Here is a 25,496-nt window from a genome sequence, read left to right as displayed (position 1 = left end):
ATTCACGACCTTTTTCGTTTTTCTTAACTATACCTTATCACCATTTTGGCCCGTTTCGTCAACTTCTATTTTTAATTCTGGATATTGTAACATATCAATATTGACCTTACCTGGCTGGTAGTTAACGATTGGTTTATGAGGTGTGGCCTCTATGATAGCTTTTTGCGGCTCCACATCAATTTGAAGCTCAGAAGGCTGATAGTGAATTTTCACACTAAAGAATGAAGGTATCACACCAATGGTGAATTGTTTTGCTGGGGGACTGCCATTGATTTTGGCAAACTCAGCAATCGCATTCCCACCATTCTCGATCTTGATGAGTTCACTTCCTTCTTCCGCTCTGCGACCCATTCCTTCTCCAACAGCACGCTTCCCCTCAGCTGCCCATTCCTCAGAACGTCTAAAAATTGACTTGATGTCCATATCGGCAAACGCCTCGGTTTGATCAATGGTTAATTTCGACGGTGTCCTTTTGATATTCATGACAGCTCGTGGTTGCTGAATCTCAAGATCAGCTTGTGGCTGCTCTACTTCTTGCCGAGAAGGAGTTGTCGACATTTGAAGTTTTGCATAGGTTTGCTGCATTAACAATCTAGGGATTTGCATATGTTCACCTCCATGATGCAAAAAAGCACCCATCGGATGCTTTTTATTATCTTAAGAAATCTACAAGAGATGGCTGAATGACTTTAGCTGTTGTCGCTAAAGCAGCTCTATTCACTGTCTCTTGTTGAAGAAGATCAAGAATTGCCTTTTCACTTTCAACATCTTCATTATCTGATTTAGCATTTTTCAGTACTTGGTATTGTGAAGTCAAACGACTTCCTACTAAGTCAACACGATTCGAACGCGCTCCTAGGTCGGATCGCTCAGCACTCATCACTTCTTTGAACTGATCGATACTTCCTAGTGCATCATCAGAATTCGCAAACGTTCCATTTTTCAATGAGTTTTCTAAATCAGTCAGCATTTCAATGACATTTTGACCGTTAGCCTGTCCGCCAAACGCTGAGATTGGATTTGAGTTTACATTTAAAGTGATACCATCAGAAATATTCGCTTGAACAGCATTCGCATCTGTATAATTTTCGAAGTTAAATGTATACGTTCCGTCTGCATTCTCAACAACTGGTTTAACATTTGTATTTGTCCCATTAAATACGAACTTACCTAGCATTTGAGTGTTCATTGCATCAATGATTTGATTCTTCATCTGGCCAATTTCCACTCCGATAGCTGCTAAATCTTCGGGCTGCTTTGTTCCATTTGCCGCATCAAGCACTTTATCTCGTATATTTGACATAATATCAATGATTTCAGTGACACTTGTTTCAGATGTATCAATCCAGTTTTGTGCTTCATTTAAGTTATTTTTATATTGTTCATTTCGAAACAAGGCAGTACTATATTGAAGGCTTTTTACGGCTGCAACAGGATCATCAGACGTTTTCGTAAAGCGTTTGCCTGTTTGTGCCTGTTCATTAATTTTAGAAAGTTTTTCATAACTTTTACTAATATTTCGAAGTGAGTTTTGAGAAATCATACCTTGTGTGACTCGCATCCGTTATCCCTACCTTCCTACGACACCCATGCCGTTTATGACCTTATCCAATACTTCATCTTGTAATGTCATAATTCTCGCAGCCGCATTATATGCATGCTGGAATTGGATCATATTCGTCATTTCTTCATCAATGGAGACAGCGCTAGTCGACATTCTACGTTCATTAGCTGAATTGACAAGAGCAGCTGAACTGCTTTCAAGCGTCATGTTCTTTTTCCCTTGTACCCCCATCTCAGCAATAACATTTTGGTAATAATCCTGAATTGTCGTTGTATTGCCGCCGATTGGTAACTTTAAGTCTTGTATATTAGCTAATTTCGTAGCATTCGAACCGTCACCTTGTGTTTGATTGAGAGATGCAGCAATATTATCTGTTGATGCTAAAATGACATCGCTCACTTTAATACGAGCTGCCAAACCTTTATTCAACTCATTGTTATTTTCGATATCAAAAAAGTCTTGTCCACTTGCACCATTTAACGTATACCCCTGCTTATGTACATCGTTAAATGTATCCATGAATACTTTTGCTACTTCATCCAGCTCTGCAAGCATATCTGGATACATGCCTTTTTCAGCACCGTTTGACATGTAGCCATAAGCCTCAACAAGTGCTTTTACTTTACCGTTCACTTGTAATTGATCCGCTGTAATTGTTGTTGTTCCGAATTGTAGTGAGTTAACAAGTCCCGTTGTATTATCATAAGAGATTTGCAGTTCAGACTTTTCGTTCGTAATACCATTCAAAATGTTTCCAGCTGATTGTCCATTTGCACCGATAATGTCGATGTTGACAGTTCCTTCAGCAATTTTGAGCGCATTACCGCCAGGTGGATTGTAACTGACCTTAATATCAACAAGTGAGGATAATTGATCGACCAAAGTATCACGTGTATCATAAAGATCATTTGGAAGATATCCATTTGGCTCAACTGCTGCAATCTGTTTGTTCACTTCATCTATTTGAGATAAAAGAGTGTTTACATCTTTGGCCGTTGAATCGAGTTCGGTTTTCAAATTCTTTTGTATCGTTGTTAAAGAAGAATTGAGCAGACGGAATTGATCAACTAAAGCCTGTGCACTTGTTTTAACAACTGTACGTGCAGAAGCCGTATCAGCATTCTTTGATTCCGATAAGACCTGTAATGATTTCCAAAGGTTATCAAAGGCTCTGTTCAAGCCTTCATCCGTCAAATCATTCATAACCCCTTCCATCTGTGAAAGGGCATCTGACTTCGTTGAGTAGTAAGATAAGTTATTATTATGATCTCTGTATTGTAGATCTAAAAAGCTGTCTCGAATTCTTTCAACCGTTCCAACTTGTACGCCTGTCCCCATTTGGCCATACGTCTTGCCGTCATAAACAGAAATGACTGGATAAGGATTTTCTGCTTTAAAGGTCACTCTTTGTCTTGAGTAGCCCTCCGTATTTGCATTGGAGACGTTGTTTGATGTGACATAAAGCCCTGCACGCTGGGCTGTGATTCCTCTTTTTGCCGTTTCTAGTCCCATGAATGTAGAACCCATTGGTATCCTCCTTGTTTACGCCTTTGAATCAAACAAAGCCCTTTGCTGTTTAGGCTTTGAACTCTCAAGGCCATTTTGTCCGTAATTCATATTTTCTTTATTAGGGTTAACGAGATCGAATGTCAGTGAAATAAATTGAAGTGACTGCTGAATAAGCTGCTTGTTCAGTTCATTTACATCTTTTAGTTCCACCATGATGTCATTTAGTTTCTCATATAATGAAATGAGCTCTTCTTGATCTGTACCTTCAGCCTTTTCGATACATGCAGTGATGGTTGGTGATTGATCACTTTGTAAAAATTGAACGGTCGCTTCAATTCGTTTTTCTTCTAATTGAGAAATGGCCTGAATATACTTTTGCTCTAAATTCAGGACCTCTGAAAGAGCATCAATCTCATTGCTTTTCAGCATTTCTGTTTTATCCTTAGACAACTTTAAAAGCTGTTCATGCAATCCATAGAGACGATGCAGTTCTTCAATAATTATTTTAACTGACATTCACGCTGCTCCCTTTTGTTATTGTTGTTTATAAAAATTCAGCATTTTATCTGCAATGCCTTTTGTATCTACTTGATATGTTCCGGCTTCAATGCTTTTTTTAATTTGGTCAATTTTATCTTGGCGTTCTCTCATAATATTCGGCACCTTTTGCATTTCGATTGCCTTTTTAGAAATTTCGACTTTATCAGTTGATTTAGCTTGATTCGATTGCAACGTTTGTTTCTCATATGTTTTCTTGTAAGGATTTACTGGTTGTGTTCCATATCGATTAATTTTCACGGGATTCCTCTCGCTTTCCGTTACAGTCTGTCTTGATTCTATCCATTTTATCGACCAAACTGCAACTTAGTTTAGGGAATCAGTCGTTTTTAGGATTAATGGCATAATAGGTGTCTTTTTTCCTAGATTCAATCTCCCTTTTACGCTCCTCTTCTTGGTTCATTTGGCTGATTTGCGAATGAATATCCTGTTCACATTGGCTGCATAGCTTGTTTTTCCTGATCGCTTTGCCACATCTTTCACAAGGATAATTAATATTTGGAAATTGACTAATTTGCAGTCTTTTCAAACGAATAAATTTCAAGATTAATTCTTCATCAACTTCTGTTGCTTCTACTATTTCAGCGATGGTTGATTGTCTATTACTTTGTTTTCTCAAGAATTTATATACGATATCAAAAGAACGTTCTTCTTCTTCAAAGCATTTGTTACAAACCGTTTGGATGGTGGTTTTTAAAAATAGCTGATTACATTGTGGACAGTTTGCCAATTGATTCATAACCAAAACCCCTTACGTTATTTTCTTTTCTTATTATCGGTTAATTATCATGATTTTTAACTACGTATCAACGTAAAAGAAGAAACACTTTTAGCACCTGCGTCTTTCAAAATTCTTGCCGCATCATAGATGGTTGCTCCCGTTGTATAGATATCATCAACTAATATAATATCCCTTTGAACAATCGCATCTGTTTGCTTTATTTGAAACAATCCTTTTTGATCTAGGCGTTCATTTTTCTTTTTTTTAGACTGCTTACTTTGATGTATTTTCACGAGTGGCTGCAATATTGGCTTATCTAGCAAAGAAGCGATTATCACGGACTGATTAAATCCTCTTTCTTTTAGTCTTTCATGACTTAAAGGAATCGGTATCAGCAATGGGTCTTTTATGCAGAAGGAATGTTTAAATGCTGCTTGTACATCTTTTTGAAACAGCTCAGCTAAAGCCGTATCACCCCGAAATTTAAAGCGGGCAAGGACATCTTTCATCAACTCGTTGTAAGTATAAACTGACCTATTTTTTACAAGGATTTTAATAGAATCAGAGCGTTCATTCCATCTGTTACAGTCCTGGCACAATTGGTCATTTGACTGCGCCCTTCCGCATGTTGGGCAAATAGGATGCTCAATCTTCACTAAGTGATTCTTACATGCTACACAAAGGCGATCATCATTTAATAGTAGGAATGATTTCCATGTAAAAGCAGGCACAAAATGTCCCTCGCAAATTTGGCAAATCAATTGGTTTCCTTGTTCAGCAGCAGACGATTTTCACACCTTGGAAATGCAGAGACCTTGGAAGCTGCTTCTGTCAGAATGACCAGCATCGCAGTATTCTTCTGTTTATCCACCATCTCAGATTTACTGTAAGATATTTTATCGATATCTGTTATATATTGTGGTTTCACTTGATTCAGTGAAATCGCTAATACATCTTCCATACACTTTTCACAATGACAAATCATGTTTAATTGGTTGAGATATTGATTAAGAATTTCCTTGAGTAGTATTTCTTTTGCATTGAGTAGCATATTTGTCTCTCCTGCCATTTGTGTATTGTGAATATAATGTACCATGATTTAGTTGAACCCACACTGTTTTTCAGAAAACTCTTTTGCAGCCGTATCATTCATTTTTGCGATATGCTTCTTTGCTTGTTTCATACTTCTCGTTAAACCAAAATGAAAAAGGAAAACATCTCCTGTACAATAATCCGGGTGTCTGCCTACCCGTCCAGATATCTGAACAAGTGCACTCTCTGTAAAAATAGTAGATTCCGAACCTAGTACTCCCACTTGAACATTTGGAATCGTTACGCCTCTTTCTAGAATAGTGGTTGTAACTAGTACATCGTATACGTAATCTCTAAAGTGCTGAACCTTTTGTTTCCTATCCGGATCATCGGCAGATACTCCCTCCACGTTTAAGGATTGTTCTCGAAGAATCTTCGTTACCTTCTTCATGGTAGCAATTGAAGGAACAAAAAGTAATATTCTTCTCCTATTTGCAATATGTCTCTGTATCCAATTCATCACTTTAGGGGGCAGCTGGTTCTTTTTTAATTTCTTTTTCCAATGACCGATCCAATGAAAGGTCGGTACGGGTAATGGTTGCTCGTGAAAACGCAAAGGAATTTTTATCGCTTCCAGTTTTCCACGAGAAACCTCTCTCGTCATTTTTTTAGAGGGTGTCGCACTTAAATAAATCCTAACCCCTCTGTTCTTTCTCATCGCCTTTAGAACAGCAAATTGGAGACGCTCATCCATTGAATAAGGGAAGGCATCGACTTCATCTATAATGAGCACATCAAAAGCATTTTTGTATCTCATCAGCTGGTGGGTTGTGGTGATCACAAGCGGTGTTATTTGAAACCTTTGAGAACTGCCTCCGTAAAGTACGGTAATTGTCACCCCTTGAAATGCTTTTCTAAGCCGTGGTTCGAGTTCAAGTACAACATCTGTTCTAGGTGTCGCAATACAGACACTCATTCCTTGATTTAACGCATATTCGATTCCGTGAAAAAGCACTTCCGTTTTCCCTGCTCCGCAAACCGCCCAAACAAGTAGATCAAATTTGTTTTTAATAGCTTCAATCATTCTTTCTGACGCTCTTTTTTGTCCTTTAGACAGCTCTCCCTGCCATGTTAATTCGGCTCGACATGTTTCTACCATTTGTGGACCTGTCCATTCATAAAGAAACCCACATTCAGTTGCTTTTCCCATCATGATGCATGATCTACAGTACACACAATCCTTTTGACACACCTCACATGGAGAATGAGCGAAATACCGCTTGTGTGATACACCGCACCGGCAGCATGTAAAACCATTTGCTTTCCTCTCAATGGCAGGAGACCGATTGACTAATCCTTTCTCCTCCAGCCAATCTAAATTGGACTGTGGGCACTTTGTTTCAACGGTGAGCAGATGGCGTGAATGCAGCTGCCGCATTAGTTCCATTGCTTTGTCCAAATTCAACATTACCAAACACCTTTCAATTGATGTTTGGCTATTATGCACAAAGACATGACATTTCGTCCAACAGGTAAAATAGAAAAACAAAACCCCTTTCCCATAAGAAAAGAGGTTTTTTAGGAATTATCTAATCACCCAGCCAAGGGCTAAAGAACCTTCACCTAGATGGGTGCCGATTACGGCACCAAAGTAGCTTTTATAAAATTCAACATGAGGATATTTTTCTGATAAGTGCGCAATTAATTCTTCTGCTTCTTCTTCTCTATTACCATGTATCAGTGTTGCTCTCATCGGAACACCACGTGATGCATCTTCATCAAATAATTCAAAAATACGTGAAATGGCTTTTTTACGTGTGCGAATCTTCTCAAAAGGAACAATTAGCTTGTTGTCAAAATGCAAAATAGGCTTTACCTTTAAGAGGCTTCCAATAAAAGCCTGAGCACCATTTAATCTGCCGCCTCTTTGCAAATGAGTTAAATCGTCTACCATAAAATACGCCCGCTGACTTTCTTTTAGGTAATTTAGATGTGCTAACACTTCTTCTAAAGAAGCACCTTCTTGGATTTTTTCAGCAGCTTCTAACACATAAAAACCTTGTGCCATACAGCTTGTTTCTGTATCAAACGGGTAAATATCAATCCCGTCAACTAGATCATTCGCTGAGACCGCACTATTATACGTTCCACTAATTCCACTTGAAAGGTGGATACTAATCACGGCGTCGTATGTTTCACTTAGTTTTTCATATAAGGCTATTAATTCACCGAAAGCAGGCTGAGAGGTTGTTGGAAGATCTTTGTGTTTTTTGATTTCTTCATAATATGTCTTCCAGTCCATTTCTATTTCTTCACGGTATGATTCACTGCCAAAGATGACGTTAAGGGGGATCATATGAATATTATGTTTATCACGCAGCTCTTGTGGTAGATAAGCAGTACTGTCTGTTACAACGGCTATTTTCATTCTTAAATACCTTCCTTATTCGTTAAGTTACTCTTTTTTATTTTAAAAGAATGATCATTTTTTCATTAGATTTATAATAGTAATCAAAAAAGCCTGCCTAATCAATAGGCAAGCCCGCTATATCCGAAAAAGACTCCTTACCCTGTCTATCATTTCTCTCCACCTAAAATGTGAGAGAATAAAAACAGGCGAAAAAGGAGTACTTGTCCGGAACATTATCTCATTTCTACCCAGCCGTTTTTAATAGCTACAACAACAGCTTGTGTACGGTCGTTTACATTCATTTTTTGCAAAATGTTACTCACGTGGTTTTTAACTGTTTTCTCACTAATAAAGAGCGATTCACCGATTCCTCTGTTGCTCTTTCCGTCAGCTAACATTTGAAGAACTTCACATTCACGTCTAGTTAAGATATGAAGTGGTCTGCGAATTTCAGGATATACCTCATGCTGTGGATGTGCTGAAACGCCGCTAGTTGCCAAGCGTCGGAATTCATTTACTAAATTATGAGTGACTTTCGGATGTAAATAAGAGCCTCCGTCAGCTACAACTTTCACTGCTTCGATAAGTGTGTCTGCATCCATTTCTTTTAGCAGGTAGCCTCTCGCCCCTGTTTTCAATGCATGTGTTACATAGTTTTCATCGTCATGAATAGATAGAATAATGACTTTTGATTCGGGATAAAGCTCAACAAGCTGCTTTGTAGCCTCAACACCATTTACATTCGGCATATTAATGTCCATAATGACAACATCCGGATGATAGTGTTCTACGATACGTGCAGCTTCGTCACCGTCGTCTCCTTCTGCAACTACTTCAAAAGTAGGTTCAAAATCTAAAATCCGTTTGACACCTTCACGGAATAATTGGTGGTCATCAATAATTACAATATTTACTTTAGTCACAAGCTACGCCTCCCCATGTTTATTGTTCTACACCTGAACTTTATGGTCAATATGTCTTTTGACTCTATTTTACAATTTTATTTTGCAATGTTAGTGGCACGCGAATCATGATGAATGTCCCTAGACCTATTTTTGAGTCTATGGTCATTTTACCTTCCAGTAAGTCTACGCGTTCTTTCATACCAAGTAAACCGAAGGATTTGTTTTTGTTTGTTTTCACATCTTTCATATCAAAGCCTTTTCCATCGTCTTTAATAATTAAGGTCACAAAGTCTTTCGTTACTTCTACTTTGACAGAGATTTCTTCAGCTTCAGAATGTTTTAATGAATTTGTGACAGCTTCTTGGGCTAGTCTAAACAGTGCTACTTCAAATTGTGAAGCAATTCTTTCGCTTTCTGTATCACCTAGGCATTGGAACGTAATTTTGGTTTTCCCATCATATTCTTCAATTGTGTTTAAGTATTTTCTCAGTGTCGGAATCAGACCCAAATCATCTAAAGCCATCGGTCTTAAATCATAAATGATTCTTCTCACTTCGTACAGTGCATTTCGCACATTCTGTCTGAGACTTCTAATTTCTTTAAAACCTTCTTCTGTACCGCGGTCTCTAAAAATCCGTTCAATTAATTCGGAACGCATCATCACGTTTGCCAGCATTTGAGCAGGGCCGTCATGAATTTCCCGAGACACTCTTTTGCGTTCTTCTTCTTGGGCTTCAATAATTCTCAGCCCAAAATCTTGTTTTGCCTGAGCATCTTCAAGTAAAACACCAACCTGGCGTAAATCCTGGTTGAGATAGTTGAGAACAACTGTAATCTGACTCACAAGCGTTTCAGAACGTTCAATGACGTCTTGTAAGCTTAATAATCTTCTTTCCAGATCGTCTCTTCTTTCTCTCAGCTGCTTCTCGCGCTGCTGAATCATGGTGAGTTCCACTTGCAAGTTATGTGCTTTTTCGTAGGCCTCACGTATTTCTTCTTCGCTGAATTTGTTGAAGTTTCTGCTGACCTCAGATAAGCGGTTTCTAGCATGTCTTGTATGGACTTCCAGCTTATCCCCAAAATCAATTACTTCGTTTACTTGCTGTTTGATTTGCTTCAGCTCTTCTACTAGGCTTTCATATTGTTGACGGGACTGTTCGCCTATTCTAAATACTTCGTCCTTGCTGCCATCAACTGTACTTAGCATTTTCATGATGATTGAATCCAATAATTTCGGATCCATTTTGGGTGTTGTCATGGCTTTTCCCTCCCGTAACAGTGATGTCATCTTTTTTTATTATAAATGTCATTGATCTGCATTTTATGTCGAATTATAATGAAAGAATGCGTATAATCATGAAGTTTTTATGACGACCCTTTTTCCGCTCCTATCATCATAACAAAATACGCTGTAAAATTCTAAAACCAATGCAAATTTTCACTAGTCTTACAATTTGCTTGTCAGGAGGGTATGTCTTTTGCTGAATCGCTATCTTACAGTAAAAAGTCGTGGCGAGCATGAGATCGTCATTGAAAAATCACGTTTTATTTGTCATATACAGCGTGCTGTCTCAGAAGAAGAAGCACAAGCATTTATACAATCCATTAAAAAACAACATTGGAATGCCACACATAATTGTTCAGCCTATCTCATTGGTGAACATGACCTGATTCAAAAAGCGAATGATGATGGTGAACCAAGCGGTACAGCAGGTGTGCCAATGCTTGAAGTGCTAAAAAAACGGAAGCTGAAAGATACAGTCGTTGTGGTCACTCGTTATTTCGGCGGTATCAAGCTAGGTGCCGGTGGATTGATTCGTGCCTACGGAAAATCTGTATCAGAAGCTATCAACCATGTTGGAATGGTAGAGCGCTGTTTAATGCGTACAATGCACACAACAATAGATTATACATGGCTTGGAAAGGTAGAGAATGAGCTTAGAGCCTCATCTTTTCAGCTAAAAGAAATCCATTATGCAGAAGATGTTATTTTTGAGACATATGTCGAAGAAACACAAACAGAGCAGTTCATTGAGTGGATGACTGAGCTGACAAATGGAAAGAGTGTTACAAAAGAAGGCGAACTGATTTATTTAGAAAAGGACATTGGTCCGATAAAGGAGACAGATGAATGGCACAACGAGTAAAAGTGCGTGTACGAAAGAAAAAGAGTAAGAAGAAGAGAATTATCAAACGTATTCTGGTCTTATTTTTGCTTCTTATCATCTGCATGGGCGGATTTGCAGTATATAAAATCGTCAATACTCTTCAAGCTGCTGACAAAACATATGATGAACTAAACCGTGGAGAGAAATCGAATCTTCGTGATGCTGTCATTGATATTAAGAAAAAACCTTTCTCTGTATTATTTGTCGGAATTGAGGATTATGCCACAAAGGGTGATCATGGCCGTTCAGATTCACTCATTGTCGCAACGATTAACCCTCAAGACAAAACGATGAAAATGGTTAGTATTCCTCGTGACACACGCGTACAGCTTGCAAGTGATACAACAGGAAGTAAAGAAAAGATCAATGCAGCATTTGCTAAAGGCGGTAAAGATGAAACGATTGAAACTGTCGAACAATTCTTGCATATTCCGATTGATAAGTATGCAACCGTTGATTTTGACGGATTCAAGGATGTCATTGATGAAGTCGGCGGAATTGATATCGATGTTCCATTTGACTTCAATGAAAAAAGTGATGTTAAAAAATCGAAAAAGATTTACTTTAAAAAAGGCAATATGCATTTAAACGGGGAAGAAGCACTTGCTTACGCACGGATGAGAAAACAAGATCCACGCGGTGATTTCGGACGTAACGATCGTCAGAAACAAATTTTACGTGCAATGATTGATCAAATGGCGAAGCCAAATAACATTGCGAACGTCGATAACATTGCTAAAGAAGTCAGTGATCACATTACGACCAATTTCCGTATCACAGAAGGTCTTGCGCTTCAGCAAATCTACAGCGGATTTAAAGGAGACGACACAGAAACTCTTTCTATTAAGGGATCAGACCTTTATTTAGGGCCAAATCGCACGTATTACTTTGAGCCAGATCCGACCAATTTAGCTAACGTACAAAATGAATTACGGACGCATTTAAAGCTTCCTACTGAATCTTCAACTGAAACAGATTCACAAACCAATCCGTCTTCTGGTGAAACAGGGTCAACTGATACAACTAACTCATCGACCAGCACACCTGGACAATAATAAAAACAGCCCAGTTCCTAGGAACGGGCTGTTTTTTATTGTCTTTTGACCATTCGTTTATAAAATTTCGTAAATGGTTTAAACTCTTCATTCACCAAGCCTGTGACTTCTGCAATCACCTGCATGAACATGACCAGTAAAAAGATAATAATCAGTGATAACCAAATGGTGGCGCTCGTCAGCAAAATCGCACTTAAGCTAAAGACTAAGCCAATCATATAAATCACGATGACAGCCATGCGATGTGACAAGCCAAAGGCCATCAGTCTATGATGAATATGAGACTTGTCAGGTGCTGAGATCGGCTGTTTGTTTAATATTCGTCTAATGATGGCAAAGGTGGTATCGAAAATTGGGACACCTAAGATGATCACTGGGACAACAACACTAAACAAAGTGACACTTTTGTACAGCCCTAATAGTGACAACACCGAAATCATATAGCCTAAAAAAAGCGAACCGGTGTCACCCATAAAAATCTTCGCTGGATGAAAATTGTAAAAGAGAAAGCCGATGGTACTGCCAATGACAACAAGTGATAATGAAAGAATCAAAATTTTATCAGCTGAAAATGCCATCACGGCAATGGTTGATAAACCGATGACAGAAATACCGGCAGCCAGTCCATCAAGGCCGTCAATTAAATTAATGGCATTTGTGATTCCGACAATCCATAACACGGTTAGGGGATATGCCATCCAGCCTAACTCAATTCGATCTGTTAAGAAAGGAACAGAGAAAAAGTCCATTTTTAAGCCCGTGCTTACAATCAGGCAAGCAACAAGAACTTGGACGAGAAATTTAAATCTTGCACTTAAATTATATTTATCATCAAATATACCTAGAATGACGATAAGTACGGCACCAACTGAAATTGCTGTAATTTTATTATGTAGAAACAGCCCGCCTGCTAATGCTCCAGCCGCTACCCCAATAAAAATTGCCAAACCGCCCATTCGAGGCATTACTTTATCATGAACTTTTCGTTTATTCGGCTGGTCCACTGCACCAATCTTAATTGCAAACTTTTTGACGATTGGTGTCACAATTAAAACTGTAGCCAGAGAGACAAAAAACGCTAATAAGGCGCGTTCGTAATCCATAGGTCAGTCTCCTTCTAAATTGAAATCTGTATTTTGTATATTGGCCGCTCTTTCCATTATACAATTGAATAGAGGATGATCACAAGCTCCCCCTGTGAAGAAGAAACAAATAAAAACGCACAATCCCTGATGAATTATGCGTTTTCTTTAATATTCGTTAGTTCCACCATATTTGTGAACAGCGCGTGCCAATCTTTTTTCTTCGCTCGGCTTTGTCTTAGATGTCTATAGGTCATGTCGTCTTTTTTGCTGATCACTTTTTGGCAGGCTTCTACGAAGAGCGAAGGATCCTCGCCTTCTAAATATTCATACACATCATTCTCTTTTAGCCTTTCCGTTGACGGAAGATTTAAACCAACAACCGGTATTCCTGCGGCTAAAAATTCATATAGCTTGAGCGGAAACACGGCTTGATTGTAAGGAGATTGTTTGTATGGCATCATGCCTACATCAATCAGCTTCATATACGCAGGCACTTCTTCTGGTGCAACAGCACCTGTCCAAATCACATTCGGCAGTTTAAGTGCATGCTGAAAAGATGGATCACCATTTGTTCCATCCGGACCGACAAATAAAAATGTCCAATCAGGCTGCATACGGGCAGCTTCTGCTATCATGTCAAAATCGAGCTTCGGCTTGATGCCTCCAATAAAACCAAGAACAGTTCCTTCTCTACCTTGCAGCACATCCTCCTTACATGGAAGATTGCTTTTTGCAAACACATCGTACTCAACGCCATTTTCCACTGTAAACACATCTTTTGGTTCGCCCATAAGACGCTTTTTGATTTGATCGTGTAAGTATTGAGAAGAGCATGTAATGCTGTGTGCGTATTTGATGATTCGATTTTCTGCTTTCACAATGACACGCTGCCTCATATAAGAAAGCAAATTATTTTTGCCGCTTATCGGCTCTCCCCACAGGTCACTGCAGTCATAGACAATATGTTTCCATTCAAATAAAGAAGATAAGAGCGGAAAGCCCGGAAACGTATACCATAAGCAAACAGCGATTCCCTTCTTTTCTTCCTGCCGCAAATGCTCAAGAAGAGGGGACAATTTATGAATATAGAACATATCTTGATATCGGCCAAAGCGGAAAAATTTGCTCTTGAGCACATCAGGAATGGTCAATTGCTTCATTCGATCGGTTATGGGCTGAAAGGGAGCTGTATGACGGGATGCAGATGGGCATACCCAGATGACCTCTTTCGTTTCTGGATCAGATGCTAGAAATTCCGCCAGTCGATGCCGTCTGTACCTCAAGCCGTCCTGTCCCCATTCTCCCGTCGCTACGATAACATGTATGATCGAGTCTGCTTTCACCTTTATCACCTTTTTTCCCTTCTGTTTATAAGCGCTTCTTCACAGCATTTGTCGCATAGTGCATAAAACACCAAGATGCTTTGACAAAATGAAGCTGCTCAATTTCTCTGTAGACGAACCACGTTTTTTTCGCTGCTTTCCACTTGTTACTAGAGATCGAGTTTCCAACGATGCGGTATTCACTGAGCGGTTCACTCATTCCATAGGCTGTAAATCCTCTTTTTAATATGGACAGCCACGTAGCTAAATCCTGTCTTGTGCGGATGTTCGGCATTTCTACATGTCCTATCTTCTCTACATCAAGCATCACCGTTAAACAGCCGATAATGGTATTTTTCAAAGCTTCATCATAGGTTAATCTTGCTGGTGCAGTGACAGTTTTTTCTAAAGGCTCTCCATTTTCTGCAATGATGTCATATGCCGTAAATGTAAAGGCATAATCGTTTGTCAGCATAAAGTCTACCTGCTGTTCAAGCTTCGTCTCTTTCCACTTATCATCGCTATCTAAAAAAGCAATAAAGCGGCCTTTTGCCTGTTTGATGGCTGCGTTTCTAGCGATGGCGGCTCCCCCATTTTGCTCTAAATAAATGACGTGGATTCTGTCGTCTGCTTCACTTAAGTCCCCAAGCAGCTTCCTTGTTCCATCTGTTGAACAATCATCTGCGATGATCAGTTCCCAATTAGAATAGGTTTGGGCAAGGACGGAATGAACTGTATCCGTTAAATAGCGTTCCGCATTATAGGCCGGTGTAATGATTGATACTAACGGTTGATTGTTCACCTAAGACTCATCTCCAGTTCATCATTAAGATTCTTTGAACACTTCGGGTAAGACCACAAACATGAGCGAGATACTAAAGCCAATGACAAGTCCAAGCAGTGCCCGCTTTTTCGCTGACATGCCTTTATTGCCTTCATCAAGAACTTGAGCAGGATCAACAATCTTCGCCTGCTTCATTCCAAGCTTTGTAGACTCCAATTCATATAAAAATCGCTCTTTATCTACTTTGGAATCGTTGCTGACAGATTCGTCTTCTAGAGCAGATAATCTACTTTCAATCACCTGCTGTCTTTTTGTAAATAATGCTTTGTCTTGCTTTAGAAATGTATCCGACACCTGCTTCACGACAGCTAAAGCATGATCCTTATCAGCATCTGTGAAGGACAGCTGTAATTGTGTATCTGATTGATTGGTGAGGATGAGGCGGCTTTTCACATCCTGCCTTTCTTCTTCTTTCACATCACTGAGTGCTTCATTTAAAAATGCATCGCTTTTTAATAGAGATGTCACTTCTGCGATATTGTTATACACTCCGTCATCATATTTACCAAGTGTAAGCGTAACGGCAGCTGTGTAACTAGACTGCTGCATAGTTCCTTTGGCAAAAAAGAATCCAAAAGCGCCTAATACGACAGGCAGCAGCACAAGCCATACAATATACTTTTTGATTCGCTTCCCTATTCTAGATATGAAACCAGACATGTTCATTCTCCCAACATTGACGTATTTGCTTTTTCATTAGTGTAGCCATACCAGCGCAGCATCACACCCGGTTTACCAAGCGCTGTTTGTTTTTCAACATATTCACCGCTGCGATCACGAGTCCTAAAAAGACCCAGTGGAAATATAAATTCGAGACAGAACTAGGACTGATACTTGAAACGAGAAAGCTCAGCATGGCAGCAAACAAACCTTCAATGATCATTTTTGCTGATCTTGTGTCAGCCCATTGGTATTGTTTATACAGCGTGAACATGAGATAAGCGTAGACGGAGATATAGCCCAGCATGACCGCAAACCCAAAGTTCGTCATCACTTCCAGCAGCCAATTGTGTACTTCAACGACTTGATCTGTATCAAAGATCGAAAAGTGGGCTAAGTAGTAAGACACATTCCCCGCTCCGACACCAAACCCGTATGAATCCGTAAAGAAATGCCATGCATTTTTGATCAAATTCGCTCTCGCAATGTTGGATGGGAGTGGTTCACTAAAAGAATGCGCGACCTGAGAAGCGAGAAACAAGTCATAAAAGACTGAATAAATCTTGGCTGAAAAAACAGCGATACAGATGACACCAAGTCCGCCTGCTGTGATGAGTGACCACTTTTTGAGAAAGCGCGGCATGAGAAGCCACACATAAATGGCCGCTCCTGCAAATATGCCAAGCAGGCTCGCGCGGGATTCTGTTAACAAAATGAGATACAGTGCTGCAATGGCGCCAAATAATCCAAATGCTTTGATATAACCATTTTTCATTTGCCGCATACACGCTAAATACAAGAAAAAGCTAATCGATAAAAACGTTGCAAAGTCATTTTGATTAAAAAAGACAGCTGTAGGATAGTGCTGTTTATACGCCGGCCCAAGATACAATGAAGTATTTGGTAAATGGTTCAAAGTAAAGTGATTATAAAACCCTATCCCCATGACAAATACAGTCATGACAAGCCAAATGCTATAAAAGGTGACAACTTGATCGATTCGCTGAATGTACATGACCACAAGAAAGACAAATCCCATCCCCATAGCAAGCAGGGACATATATTTAAGACCATCTGTCACCGAATGAGCCCACAGCAGTGAGATGAGCCCGTAAAGAAACCATGCAGCGAAAAAACCAAGAATGCCTTTTACACGAATCTGCTGCCACTGCGATATGTACGTCCCCTTATGTCTCATCCGCCATATGAATAAAGCAAAGGCGGCAATGAGCATGATACGGTAGAGAAAAAGACTAAAGAACCCGGCACTAATTGAAAAGAAAGCGTTGTTGAGAAAGGTCAATGCAATTAAAAGATATATGGCTGACATGAACACTTGCTCACCGTTCATGTATAGCTTCATTAACACGAGAAAAGCCGTCAGGACTAAAAGCAGGACCGGAATGGCGACGATCTTTTTTAACCCGGCGGGCTGCGCAGACGCCAATTGTACAAGTCCTAGCCCTGCTGCAAATAATATACAACCGATCATGATTTGCCATGCTGTTTGTTTCACACTCATACCCATTTTCCTCCTAAGCAACCCATCCGATTTGAGGGATTAAGCCTTGACTTCCTGTTTATAGTAGGAAATGGTACGAGCCAAACCTTCCTGTAAACTCACAACAGGCTCCCATGCTAAGACTTGTTTCGTTTCCTCATTTGCCAATGTACTATGCACGATATCTCCTGCACGCTGCGGCTTGTAAATCGGTTCAAGCTGTGATCTCGTTACCCGTTTCATCGTTTGAAACAGTTCATTCACAGTGATGGAATCACCACACGAAATATTTAAACAAACGTTTGATTGGGCTGTTAAAGCCGCAACATTTGCTGCCGCTAGATCACCCACATAGATAAAGTCTCTTGTTTGTTCCCCATCTCCAAAGATAAAAGGAGCCTCATCCTTTGCAAACTTATCAGAGAAAATAGAGACAACACCGCCTTCGCCAAGTGCATCTTGGCGCGGACCATATACATTGCTGTACCTGAGAATACAATAGTCCACATCATAGAGTGATTTTGCCATTTCTAAATACCGCTCTACTGTCAGTTTTGCTAAGCCATAAGGTGAACCAGGCTTCAGCCGGTGAGCGGTGTCTACTGGCAGATACACCGGGTCTCCATAGACAGCTGCCGATGAGGCAAAGATGACTTTTTCCACTCCTGCTTCAGCCGCAGCTTTCATGACGTGCAGAGATCCTTTTATATTGACCTCTTCGTCATATACGAAATCCTGAACGGAAACCGCTACACTTACTTGTGCTGCAAGATGAATGATATAATCCGGTGCGATTTGTTTGATCAAATCAATCGTCGCTGGCTTTGTGACATCTGCCTCCATGCATTGCACGGAAAGATGAGCAATATTTTCTCGTGATCCAGTTGAAAAGTTATCAAGAACGATGGGCTCATAGCCTTTTTCTAGTAAAGCCTCTACCGTATGTGATCCAATAAATCCGCTTCCCCCAGTAACCAATACTTTCTTCATCCAAGCTCCCCCTGTTATTGTGCCTTCGATACCAATTCTGCTTCCCATACACTTGGGCGGCCGATCGACTGGTAAATAAATCCTCTCTCTTTCATTTCTGCTGGATCAAACAAATTCCTTCCATCAATTACAATCGGCGAGCGAAGTAGCTGCTTGAGCTGGTCTTTATCCATCTTCTGTACGTCTTCCCATTCTGTTAGGATGAGACAGGCATCTGTATCTTTTACTGTTTCGTACAGGTCGTTGCTGAAAACCGCCTGCGGGCCAAGCTCACGTTCAGCTTCTACATAAGCAATCGGATCATAGGCTTTCACAAAAGCCCCCAGCTCTCTCAGCATTGGGATAATATCTAGTGCAGGCGCTGAACGCATATCATTCGTATTCGGTTTAAAGGCGAGGCCTAAGACAGAAATGGTTTTTCCTTTAATATCACCGAACACACTCATCAATTTGCTGACCAGGTGGGCTCTTTGGTTGTTGTTCGTTTCAATGACAGATTCGATCAGCTTGAACCGGTACCCAGATGTTTCGGCAATTTTGAGAAGAGCCATCGTGTCTTTCGGGAAACAAGAACCTCCAAATCCAATGCCTGCTTTTAAAAATTTATGCCCGATTCGGCTGTCTAATCCAACTCCTTCACTGACTTTTTCAACGTCAGCGCCTACCCTTTCGCAAATATTTGCAATGTCATTAATAAATGAGATTTTTGTGGCAAGCATGGCATTTGCAGCATACTTAATCATTTCAGCACTTTCTAAGTTGGTCTCCACAACCTCTGTTTGAAACGGATCATGCAGTCTTTTGATGATGCTAGAGGCATGAGTGCTAGTCGAACCAATGACCGCCCGCTCCATATTCATCGTATCTTGAATCGCTGAGCCTTCTCGGAGAAACTCTGGATTGGATACGACATCAAAAGGATATTTACTGCGCGATGCCTTTTCCACAATGGCTTGAACGAGACGGCCTGTTCCAACGGGCACTGTGCTTTTATTGACGATGATTTTATAGCCATTCATGTGTTCACCGATCGTTTGAGCGACAGCCTTCACATACGTTAAATCTGCTTCCCCCTGTGGTGTCATCGGTGTCCCTACGGCAATATAGATAATCTCTGATTCCCTAATAGCGGCAGGAATATTCGTTGTAAAAAACAGTCTTCCTTCTTCTGTATTCTTTTCAATCAATTCTTTTAAACCTGGTTCATAAATGGGAACGACACCACTTTTTAAGCTGTTGATTTTTGATTCATCGATGTCACAGCAGATGACACGATTTCCGATATCAGCAAAACAAGTACCCGATACTAACCCGACATAACCTGTTCCAATCACAGCAATTTTCTTCAACATTTTTCATCCTCTCAGTAAAAGCATATTGTCCGTTCCAAGCTGTTTATCTATCTATCATTCTTTGCACATTTCATCTTGTTTAAACGATGGATGTTGATTGAGCACCTTCTCATATTGCTGAATGAGATGTTTCGCATTATGTTCTGATGAATATTCTGTATGAACCATTTCATAAAGATCGTTCTTCACTTCTTCATTCCATCTGTTTTCATAAAGGCAGGCGTGAATCGCCTCTTTCAGCTGACGCGTCGAACGCGGTTCAACGAGCAGGTGTTGATAGGTTGAAAATAAGGATGGGAGACCACCAACCCGTGTTGCAATGACAGGTACTTTTAAAGCGAGCGCTTCTAGAACGACGGTTGGCATTCCTTCACTGTAGGAAGGGAGTGCAAACAGATCAGCTGCCATTAAGTAGTCTCTCACTTGCTCATTCGGCACCTGCCCTGGGAGTATAATAGATGCCCCCGCCCGTTCCTTGAGTTCGTTTGCAAGGGGGCCTTTTCCAACAAAGACTGCTTTCACTCCATCCATGCTGCTGACAGCTTCAGCTAATTCAAGCAAGCCCTTCTCTTTCACTAAACGCCCGACGAAAACAACGAGCTTATCTTGAAGCGGTAAACGTAAGTGCTTTCTGATGCCTTCTTGACCTTCTTCCGTTCTGGAAAATGATCGGAGCGGAATACCAAGCGGAAGACATTTTGCTTCTACCTTCGTCATCTCATTTGTCTTTTTAGCCAGCTCCTCACTCACTGTCAGAACAGCAGATGCCTGCCTCACCGCCGTTTCAAAGGCTGCCTTCGCCCCTTTGCTATAGTTCGGATATACGTTCACATCACTGCCGTGCAAGGTCAGAAGATAAGGGATTTTCGTTTCTTTCTGAATAACAGCCGCCGCTCCGCCAGACGGCATGGCAAAGTGCGCATGGATAAAATCTGGTGACAGCTGATGACGCTGCATTGCTCTGAGAACGGAAGCCGCTATTCGTTTACTCGGCTGCGCCCATTTCAGCTGTCCAGGGAGCGCTGGATAAGGCGGTCTGTAAACCTTCACTCCGTTCCTCACTTCCTGTTCAGGCAGATCCCTTTTCTGCCGATAGGATGCCTTGAGCATCCGTAAAACCGGTGGATTCACTGGATTAGGACAAATGACAGTCACTTTTATTCCTTGTTTGAGCAGCTCCTGTACTTGCGTTTCATGAAATACACCCTCACTCGGATGTTTTTCACTGGGATATACACTTGTCAGCCATAGTACCTTCATGACGAACGACCTCTTCTCAATAATTTGCCTGCAGCCTGCGGATACATTTTGATGAGCAGCAAGCCATACAATGCAGCACTGACACAAACAGTCAGTAGTAATTGAAGTGAAATATCTGCTGATGTCAGCTTCATCCCTTGATGTAAAGCTATCGCACAGACCGCCATGAGCAGCGTCATGACAGCGGGCTTTCCAAGTGATTTTAAATACACCTTCATATCAAGCTGAATGACATATGCCATGAGCCATCTGCCGATAATAAAGTTGAGCAGACTGACACCTGAGTAGATCCAAGCTACTGTGAGCAGACTGCCTGTCGTGACACCTGCATATAATGCGCAGCCATACACGATAAGCATCCCCGTATCCCAATAAAAGGCTAAGTCCGCTCTCCCTTTTGCAAGAAGGATTGAACCGTTTGGATTCATCAGCACACGCAGAAGGCCAACAATGCACAATATATTTAAAACCGGAACCGCTACTAGCCATTTCTCTCCAAACACGACCTCTATAAAGCTATCTGATACGGCAGCAAGGCCGATTAATAATGGAAAACTAACCAATGCGAGCATATTCGTCATACTCAGGAAGCCCTCTCGCAGCATGGAGTGATCCCGTTGACTTTTTGCGAAAACCGGGAAAGCCACTCTCGTCACAATCGGATTTATCTTCAGCACGGGTATTGTTACAATTTGATACGCCAAGCTGTAAATACCTAACGCTTCCGCTCCAAGAAACCGGCCGATTAAAATCATGTCGATGTTTGATCCTGCTCGGTTAACCAGTCTGGATGCGAGCTGGAATGCACCGAATGAGAAAAATTCCTTCACTTCTCCTAATGCAAATACAGGTGCTGGACGCCACTTCTTCCAATAAGCCGCTGCATACATGAGACCTTTTCCTGATTGCAGCAGCACTTGAGAAATGACATAGGCGACAATCGGATTCATGAAGAAGGCGAAAACGAGTAAAACGAGCAGCGATATGATGGTCGCAATGGCTTCAATGGTGCTTAATGTTTTAAAGGCTAAGTCTTTTTGCATCATATACTGGTACTGCTGGCCAATCGGTGCGATCAGAAACATAATCGATAATAGCTTGAGCAGACCCTCTAGCTCTGGCCGGTTATAAAAAGCGGCTATCATTGGGCTTAGCAGGATGAGCAGACAAAACAAGAGAATCCCTGTGAGCAGGTTGATCCAATATAATGTAGATAATTGACGTTCTGTCGTTTGTTCCTTTTGAATGATTGCTGCCCCAATTCCTAGATCAAGTAAAATCTGCGTAAATATTGTGACAGTTGTGATCATGCCAACGAGTCCAAACTCCTTGAGTGACATCACGTTCCCTAAAAAAGCGAACTGTGCAATTTGGATGATGGTGATGATCAATGCGGACAAGCTTGTCCATTTTGCCCCGCCTAGCATGCTTTTTTTCATACTTGCCATTTCTCTTCCCTACTTTACTTATCTGGCTCCGTCACCAGTCATGATGACTTTTAACGTTTTTACCATAATCTTCGTGTCGAGAGAAAATGTCAAGTTTTGAATATACTGTAAGTCATGTGTTAATTTTTCACTTGGACTCATTTCATATCCGCCATTTACTTGAGCAAGACCTGTCAGCCCCGGCTTTACCGCCAACCTTTTTGTGAAGCCTGGAATCGTCCGATTAAATTCTGCGGTAAACATCGGTCTTTCTGGACGAGGACCTACGATACTCATTTCTCCTTTTAACACGTTGATAAATTGCGGAAGTTCATCAATTCTTGTTTTACGGATGAATGCCCCCACTTTGGTGATACGCGGGTCATTTTTTTGCGCCCATTTCGCTCCTCCGCTTTCTGCGTCAATTCTCATCGATCTGAGCTTCCATAATTTAAAGTAAACACCGTCTTTCCCGACCCTTTCCTGCATATAAAAGGCTGGCCCTGGTGTTTCCAGCTTAATCAAAAGAGCAAACAGCAAAATGATTGGCGTACTCAACATCAATCCGATGAACGAGAACATTAAATCTATGAAACGTTTTGCAAATAAATAACGAACCATATGTTCTGTTAAGGCAAAAGAGTGATTTCGTCTCACTTCATATTCTCTGTAAAGATTCATCGCTTTCTCTGCACTCACTGACCTGCACCTCACCATTCAAAGTAGTTGTTGTGTAAAGAGATGTTCTATGAAAGTCAGTTTAGCAGAGCAACATTAAGCAAATGTAAATGCGCTGTTAAGTCTTGTAAAACTGTGTTAAGAATGTGCACTTATATCAAGTTATGCCCTTTTGAACGTAAAAAAGACCCGCAATTCTGCGGGTCTCCGGGTCTTTTCTTTATTTTGCTTTTACAGATTCGATCGTTTTTAATCGAAGTGTTCCGTTTGCATCTTTTGTATAGGTTACTTTTACTTTTGATTCTTCTTTTAAGCTGTTCACTTGTTTAGAAAATGTATTTCCGAATTGAATAGCTACTTCTTTTCCATCAATGTTGACAGCAATTGTATGTCCATCAGCCAAACCGACATATGTGCCTTCTTTGGTGACTTCATTTTTCTTACTAGTCGTTGATTCTTTCTTTGTTTTAGAGTCACCTTTTGAGTCAGCTTTTGATTGGTCTTTAGCAGGTTCTTCTTTTGTAATTTCTTTGCTTGAGCTGTCTTTTGCCTCTTCATCAGATTGACTTGCTGGCTCTTCTGTTTGAGCAGCTGTTTCTTTACTTTGATCATCTGATTTTTCATTTTTTGATGATTGATCTTCTGATTTTTTGTCCGCAGCCTTATCTTTGTTTTGATCGGCTGCTTCGGTTGTTTCTTTTTTGCTGTCATCCTTTTTGTTATCGCTTGATTGATTTGTTGTGCCGCACGCTGTGAGCAATACACCTAGAAGCAATACTAGAAACGGCATTGTGATTAATTTTTTCAAAATCGTCACCTCTTCATGATTTGTCGGTTTGCTGTCATTTGAAGATTTATGTGTAAACCATTCACCTTCTATGTTTCAATTATAACAAACATAACCAAAAATGAAATGTATTTTTAACTTGACACATCATTCGTGATTCATTTTACGTCAAAGTAGTTGGACACACCAGTTGCAATTCCAGAAGCCAGCCGGTCCTTTGCAGCGGTAGATTTTAAAATACTCGCATCGATTGGACTTGTTACAAAGCCCGTTTCTAGCAAAATACTCGGCATTCTAGAATATTTGATGACGTAGAACCCTGCTGTTTTCACTCCGCGATCTTTTGTTCCAAGGGCACTGACCATTCGAGGCTGAACCTGTTGTGCCAGCTTGACACTATGAGCAGCTGCATATGTCGTATCATAATACGTCTCTGTTCCATTCGCACCGTTGTTATCATTTGCGTTGGCGTGGATACTGATGAATATATCAGCACTTGCCTGGGCTCCTTTACTGACACGTGTCTGCAAGGAGTCAAATGTATCAGAAGTTCTCGACATGACAATAAGTGCACCCGCTTGGTGAAGCCTTGACCGCAGCTTTAATGCTACTTCTAAATTGATGTTCTTTTCAAGCAGCCCATTCCCTATCGCTCCCGCATCCTGCGCACCATGACCTGGATCAATAAAAATTGTTTCGCCTAACACCGCATTTTTCAACTGCGTGATGACATTCGTTTGAACGGTTGATGTTCCGCCTACCACAGAAAAAGCTGACATCTGTTTGGCTCCGATGACTTTTCTGATAGCATCCGGCACCGTTTGAGCGTCTGTAAGAAGAAGGGTTTGGCCCTGTTTCGCTGCTATACTTGCCGCAGCGGCTGCATCTGCATAGGCATACCCATAACTCATAAATGTTTGGCTTGTCTTCATTGGATACGTTTTAGCAATTTGGGCAGCCACCTCATACCGATTGGCTCCGCTTATTCTGACTGGTGATGGAAGCTTTTGAAAAGCCGTTTTATTGACACTTGCTTCTCCGCCGATCACAATGGTCCGCTTGACTGCTTTGTTTTTTAATAGATTGGCTGTTTCCTCGCGCAGTCCTTTCGCATCTGTTAATAAAATAGGATAGCCTTGTTTAGCAGCGTATGGAGCAATCGCGACAGCATCAGCATAAGCAGAACCATTGACGACGACTGCCGCACTAGCACTCTTCATGTGCTTCGCCACATTTGCCGCCAATTCATAGCGGTTCTTTCCTTGAATACGGGAAACGGATAGATTCATCGCTTTTAACTGCTTCACGACTTTTTCAGAAATACTCGCAGTCCCGCCAAGAATTGTTACACGCTTCGTTTTCAGCTGCTGCAACCCTGTCTTTGCAGCATCCGAAAGACTGCTAGCATTCGTTAAGAGGACTGGGGCCCCTTGCTGGTATGCATAAGGCACAGCACTCAGGGCATCTGCATAAGCATCACCGCCCACAAGAACAACGGCAGGCGCTTCCTGCCAGCCCCTTTTCGCGGCATTTACCGCCACCTCATACCGATTGCTTCCTTCTATCCTCGATACAGTGTGCTGGGCAAAAACGGATGGTGTATATAAACATAGTGAAATAGCAATCAGTAACATACATTTGATATCAACACGCATGAAGTCAACCTCC

The 25,496-nt window shown here is 40.9% G+C and carries 26 protein-coding genes; 2 read left to right on the top strand and 24 right to left on the bottom strand.

Annotation, left to right across the window (positions count from 1 at the left end; genetic code table 11):
* Positions 1-27 precede the first annotated feature (27 nt).
* From M1D84_RS02615 to M1D84_RS02560, 12 genes are all read right to left on the bottom strand, one after another.
* Entirely contained in the window at positions 28-606 is a 579-nt protein-coding gene (locus M1D84_RS02615) for a DUF6470 family protein (protein ID WP_024426253.1), read from the bottom strand.
* A 46-nt stretch (positions 607-652) separates the two neighbouring features.
* Positions 653-1,561, bottom strand: coding sequence for a flagellar hook-associated protein FlgL (gene flgL / locus M1D84_RS02610; RefSeq protein WP_024423617.1), 909 nt, complete (start codon positions 1,559-1,561; stop codon positions 653-655).
* Between the two features lie 9 nt (positions 1,562-1,570).
* Complete coding sequence (flgK, locus tag M1D84_RS02605) at positions 1,571-3,091, bottom strand: flagellar hook-associated protein FlgK (RefSeq protein ID WP_122631681.1); 1,521 nt, start codon at positions 3,089-3,091, stop codon at positions 1,571-1,573.
* A gap of 15 nt (positions 3,092-3,106) precedes the next feature.
* Positions 3,107-3,589 carry a flagellar protein FlgN gene (locus M1D84_RS02600; protein WP_024423619.1) on the bottom strand — a complete coding sequence of 161 codons (483 nt, stop codon included), beginning with the start codon at positions 3,587-3,589 and terminating at the stop codon, positions 3,107-3,109.
* Between the two features lie 18 nt (positions 3,590-3,607).
* Positions 3,608-3,871, bottom strand: coding sequence for a flagellar biosynthesis anti-sigma factor FlgM (gene flgM, locus M1D84_RS02595; RefSeq protein ID WP_024423620.1), 264 nt, complete (start codon positions 3,869-3,871; stop codon positions 3,608-3,610).
* A 79-nt stretch (positions 3,872-3,950) separates the two neighbouring features.
* A complete protein-coding gene (locus M1D84_RS02590) occupies positions 3,951-4,370 on the bottom strand; it encodes a TIGR03826 family flagellar region protein (RefSeq protein ID WP_024423621.1) in 420 nt (139 codons plus the stop codon).
* A 56-nt stretch (positions 4,371-4,426) separates the two neighbouring features.
* The gene (locus tag M1D84_RS02585; RefSeq protein WP_240503400.1) at positions 4,427-5,008 is read right to left on the bottom strand and encodes a ComF family protein; all 582 of its coding nucleotides are present in this window, start codon (positions 5,006-5,008) and stop codon (positions 4,427-4,429) included.
* A 101-nt stretch (positions 5,009-5,109) separates the two neighbouring features.
* Positions 5,110-5,403, bottom strand: a complete 294-nt coding sequence (locus M1D84_RS02580) for a late competence development ComFB family protein (RefSeq protein WP_024423623.1) — start codon at positions 5,401-5,403, stop codon at positions 5,110-5,112.
* Between the two features lie 48 nt (positions 5,404-5,451).
* On the bottom strand, positions 5,452-6,852 hold the full coding sequence (locus M1D84_RS02575) for a DEAD/DEAH box helicase (protein ID WP_029706323.1): 1,401 nt from the start codon (positions 6,850-6,852) through the stop codon (positions 5,452-5,454).
* Between the two features lie 117 nt (positions 6,853-6,969).
* Positions 6,970-7,812, bottom strand: a complete 843-nt coding sequence (locus M1D84_RS02570; RefSeq protein WP_024423625.1) for a DegV family protein — start codon at positions 7,810-7,812, stop codon at positions 6,970-6,972.
* A 215-nt stretch (positions 7,813-8,027) separates the two neighbouring features.
* Positions 8,028-8,717, bottom strand: a complete 690-nt coding sequence (gene degU, locus M1D84_RS02565; protein ID WP_008348273.1) for a two-component system response regulator DegU — start codon at positions 8,715-8,717, stop codon at positions 8,028-8,030.
* A gap of 64 nt (positions 8,718-8,781) precedes the next feature.
* The gene (locus M1D84_RS02560) at positions 8,782-9,957 is read right to left on the bottom strand and encodes a sensor histidine kinase (RefSeq protein ID WP_003213166.1); all 1,176 of its coding nucleotides are present in this window, start codon (positions 9,955-9,957) and stop codon (positions 8,782-8,784) included.
* A gap of 220 nt (positions 9,958-10,177) precedes the next feature.
* On the opposite strand from M1D84_RS02560, the gene M1D84_RS02555 reads away from it, so the two are divergent.
* Complete coding sequence (locus M1D84_RS02555) at positions 10,178-10,846, top strand: YigZ family protein (RefSeq protein ID WP_012011434.1); 669 nt, start codon at positions 10,178-10,180, stop codon at positions 10,844-10,846.
* Positions 10,831-11,922 carry an LCP family protein gene (locus M1D84_RS02550; RefSeq protein ID WP_024423626.1) on the top strand — a complete coding sequence of 364 codons (1,092 nt, stop codon included), beginning with the start codon at positions 10,831-10,833 and terminating at the stop codon, positions 11,920-11,922. Before M1D84_RS02555 ends, M1D84_RS02550 begins: the two co-directional genes overlap by 16 nt.
* A 35-nt stretch (positions 11,923-11,957) precedes the next feature.
* On the opposite strand, the gene M1D84_RS02545 is transcribed toward M1D84_RS02550, so the two are convergent.
* From M1D84_RS02545 to M1D84_RS02490, 12 genes are all read right to left on the bottom strand, one after another.
* Entirely contained in the window at positions 11,958-13,025 is a 1,068-nt protein-coding gene (locus tag M1D84_RS02545; RefSeq protein ID WP_024423627.1) for a glycosyltransferase family 4 protein, read from the bottom strand.
* A gap of 134 nt (positions 13,026-13,159) precedes the next feature.
* Complete coding sequence (gene tuaH, locus M1D84_RS02540) at positions 13,160-14,359, bottom strand: teichuronic acid biosynthesis protein TuaH (protein WP_081372101.1); 1,200 nt, start codon at positions 14,357-14,359, stop codon at positions 13,160-13,162.
* 16 nt (positions 14,360-14,375) lie between these two features.
* Positions 14,376-15,131 (bottom strand): teichuronic acid biosynthesis protein TuaG, encoded by a 756-nt coding sequence (gene tuaG / locus M1D84_RS02535; protein WP_024423629.1) that lies wholly within the window; start codon positions 15,129-15,131, stop codon positions 14,376-14,378.
* A 24-nt stretch (positions 15,132-15,155) separates the two neighbouring features.
* Positions 15,156-15,833, bottom strand: coding sequence for a teichuronic acid biosynthesis protein TuaF (tuaF, locus tag M1D84_RS02530; RefSeq protein ID WP_024423630.1), 678 nt, complete (start codon positions 15,831-15,833; stop codon positions 15,156-15,158).
* Positions 15,834-15,894: 61 nt separating this feature from the next.
* Positions 15,895-17,355, bottom strand: a complete 1,461-nt coding sequence (gene tuaE, locus M1D84_RS02525; RefSeq protein ID WP_286098772.1) for a teichuronic acid biosynthesis protein TuaE — start codon at positions 17,353-17,355, stop codon at positions 15,895-15,897.
* Positions 17,356-17,394: 39 nt separating this feature from the next.
* Positions 17,395-18,324, bottom strand: a complete 930-nt coding sequence (locus M1D84_RS02520; protein WP_024423632.1) for an NAD-dependent epimerase/dehydratase family protein — start codon at positions 18,322-18,324, stop codon at positions 17,395-17,397.
* A gap of 14 nt (positions 18,325-18,338) precedes the next feature.
* Positions 18,339-19,676 carry a UDP-glucose 6-dehydrogenase TuaD gene (gene tuaD, locus M1D84_RS02515; protein WP_151039828.1) on the bottom strand — a complete coding sequence of 446 codons (1,338 nt, stop codon included), beginning with the start codon at positions 19,674-19,676 and terminating at the stop codon, positions 18,339-18,341.
* A 54-nt stretch (positions 19,677-19,730) separates the two neighbouring features.
* Entirely contained in the window at positions 19,731-20,936 is a 1,206-nt protein-coding gene (gene tuaC, locus M1D84_RS02510) for a teichuronic acid biosynthesis protein TuaC (RefSeq protein ID WP_458106395.1), read from the bottom strand.
* A complete protein-coding gene (tuaB, locus tag M1D84_RS02505) occupies positions 20,933-22,384 on the bottom strand; it encodes a teichuronic acid biosynthesis protein TuaB (protein WP_024423635.1) in 1,452 nt (483 codons plus the stop codon). The genes tuaC and tuaB overlap by 4 nt, the downstream gene beginning before the upstream one ends.
* 18 nt (positions 22,385-22,402) lie before the next feature.
* On the bottom strand, positions 22,403-23,062 hold the full coding sequence (locus M1D84_RS02500; RefSeq protein WP_024423636.1) for a sugar transferase: 660 nt from the start codon (positions 23,060-23,062) through the stop codon (positions 22,403-22,405).
* Positions 23,063-23,261: 199 nt separating this feature from the next.
* Entirely contained in the window at positions 23,262-23,849 is a 588-nt protein-coding gene (locus tag M1D84_RS02495) for a prolipoprotein diacylglyceryl transferase (RefSeq protein ID WP_372713472.1), read from the bottom strand.
* 137 nt (positions 23,850-23,986) lie between these two features.
* The gene (locus M1D84_RS02490) at positions 23,987-25,483 is read right to left on the bottom strand and encodes a cell wall-binding repeat-containing protein (RefSeq protein ID WP_257802396.1); all 1,497 of its coding nucleotides are present in this window, start codon (positions 25,481-25,483) and stop codon (positions 23,987-23,989) included.
* Between the last annotated feature and the right edge of the window lie 13 nt (positions 25,484-25,496).

The sequence above is a fragment of the Bacillus sp. PK5-006 genome (assembly GCF_054161415.1).
Note: the sequence above shows the minus strand (reverse complement) of the source record. Positions and strands in the feature narration are given on the sequence as shown.

What these genes read in the sequence shown, in the direction of transcription:
- M1D84_RS02615 (WP_024426253.1), bottom strand. Translation starts at nt 606, where the DNA reads ATGCAAATCCCTAGATTGTTAATGCAGCAAACCTATGCAAAACTTCAA.
- flgL (WP_024423617.1), bottom strand. Translation starts at nt 1,561, where the DNA reads ATGCGAGTCACACAAGGTATGATTTCTCAAAACTCACTTCGAAATATT.
- flgK (WP_122631681.1), bottom strand. Translation starts at nt 3,091, where the DNA reads ATGGGTTCTACATTCATGGGACTAGAAACGGCAAAAAGAGGAATCACA.
- M1D84_RS02600 (WP_024423619.1), bottom strand. Translation starts at nt 3,589, where the DNA reads ATGTCAGTTAAAATAATTATTGAAGAACTGCATCGTCTCTATGGATTG.
- M1D84_RS02590 (WP_024423621.1), bottom strand. Translation starts at nt 4,370, where the DNA reads ATGAATCAATTGGCAAACTGTCCACAATGTAATCAGCTATTTTTAAAA.
- M1D84_RS02580 (WP_024423623.1), bottom strand. Translation starts at nt 5,403, where the DNA reads ATGCTACTCAATGCAAAAGAAATACTACTCAAGGAAATTCTTAATCAA.
- M1D84_RS02575 (WP_029706323.1), bottom strand. Translation starts at nt 6,852, where the DNA reads ATGTTGAATTTGGACAAAGCAATGGAACTAATGCGGCAGCTGCATTCA.
- M1D84_RS02570 (WP_024423625.1), bottom strand. Translation starts at nt 7,812, where the DNA reads ATGAAAATAGCCGTTGTAACAGACAGTACTGCTTATCTACCACAAGAG.
- M1D84_RS02560 (WP_003213166.1), bottom strand. Translation starts at nt 9,957, where the DNA reads ATGACAACACCCAAAATGGATCCGAAATTATTGGATTCAATCATCATG.
- M1D84_RS02550 (WP_024423626.1), top strand. Translation starts at nt 10,831, where the DNA reads ATGGCACAACGAGTAAAAGTGCGTGTACGAAAGAAAAAGAGTAAGAAG.
- M1D84_RS02545 (WP_024423627.1), bottom strand. Translation starts at nt 13,025, where the DNA reads ATGGATTACGAACGCGCCTTATTAGCGTTTTTTGTCTCTCTGGCTACA.
- tuaF (WP_024423630.1), bottom strand. Translation starts at nt 15,833, where the DNA reads ATGTCTGGTTTCATATCTAGAATAGGGAAGCGAATCAAAAAGTATATT.
- tuaE (WP_286098772.1), bottom strand. Translation starts at nt 17,355, where the DNA reads ATGAGTGTGAAACAAACAGCATGGCAAATCATGATCGGTTGTATATTA.
- M1D84_RS02520 (WP_024423632.1), bottom strand. Translation starts at nt 18,324, where the DNA reads ATGAAGAAAGTATTGGTTACTGGGGGAAGCGGATTTATTGGATCACAT.
- tuaD (WP_151039828.1), bottom strand. Translation starts at nt 19,676, where the DNA reads ATGTTGAAGAAAATTGCTGTGATTGGAACAGGTTATGTCGGGTTAGTA.
- tuaC (WP_458106395.1), bottom strand. Translation starts at nt 20,936, where the DNA reads ATGAAGGTACTATGGCTGACAAGTGTATATCCCAGTGAAAAACATCCG.
- tuaB (WP_024423635.1), bottom strand. Translation starts at nt 22,384, where the DNA reads ATGGCAAGTATGAAAAAAAGCATGCTAGGCGGGGCAAAATGGACAAGC.
- M1D84_RS02490 (WP_257802396.1), bottom strand. Translation starts at nt 25,483, where the DNA reads ATGCGTGTTGATATCAAATGTATGTTACTGATTGCTATTTCACTATGT.